Consider the following 741-nt stretch of genomic DNA (forward strand, 5'->3'; position numbering starts at 1 on the left):
AGTTGGGATTCCATCGACCGGATAGGAGACCTCGTACAGTTTTTTGAAGAAGAAGAGAAAAGGCTTGAAGATCTTAGAGATGTTCAAAATCGAAATGAATGATAATCAGGGCTGACCGTCTCGGTACAGCCCTTTATTCATATGCCCTTTCCAAAATTCAGAAGATGGTAGGATACCCCTCGAAGCCTTTATCCATGACATCCGATGAGGAAATTTCGTATTCCCCCCATTCATTTTCGTAAAGATCGACACCCTGGATCAGTCCCTCTGAAGCTTCCAGTACCGCTTTTCGGTAAGAAATGATCCTGCCTCCTGAAGTTTGGAAACTAATAATATCTCCATGATAATTTCGCTGGACCTTTGTGATTTCCTCCATCATTTTTCACTCCTGTTCATCATTTCTTACTAGTAGTATTGTCAGAAAAAACATTCTTAATAAGGAAAGCTCAAGCAGAAGCTGAAATTCAGCAGGTAAAAAGAAGGATTTTTCAATTATAATAAGAATAGAGAAAAGAGAATGAATTTATAGAGGTGTAATATGAGTAGATCTGAATGGCATACGAATGCAAAATCGCGCTGGGATACAAATGCAGATAATTGGCACTCAAGAAGTGTGGAAATGTGGTCAACCGGAAGCAGAAAGGCCATCATCCCTTTTTTTCTTAAATCTGTCGAAAAAGGCATGAACGTGGGGGACCTGGGGTGTGGAGATGGCTATGGTTCCTATTTGCTTCATCAAAA

The 741-nt window shown here is 40.2% G+C and carries 1 protein-coding gene and 2 pseudogenes; 2 read left to right on the top strand and 1 reads right to left on the bottom strand.

The genetic code is table 11. From position 1 onward, the window contains the following. Window positions 1-102, top strand: a pseudogene (locus HP456_RS25255) (transcriptional regulator MntR); the annotation flags it as partial. 55 nt (window positions 103-157) lie between these two features. Here HP456_RS25255 and HP456_RS24580 read toward each other — a convergent pair. Next, the gene (locus HP456_RS24580) at window positions 158-379 is read right to left on the bottom strand and encodes a DUF3892 domain-containing protein (protein WP_172255886.1); all 222 of its coding nucleotides are present in this window, start codon (window positions 377-379) and stop codon (window positions 158-160) included. Window positions 380-538: 159 nt separating this feature from the next. Between HP456_RS24580 and HP456_RS24585 the strand changes: the two are divergent. Next, window positions 539-741, top strand: a pseudogene (locus tag HP456_RS24585) (class I SAM-dependent methyltransferase); the annotation flags it as partial.

It is taken from the genome of Bacillus haikouensis (assembly GCF_013179555.1).
Classification (GTDB): Bacteria; Bacillota; Bacilli; order Bacillales; family Bacillaceae_B; genus Rossellomorea; species Rossellomorea haikouensis_A.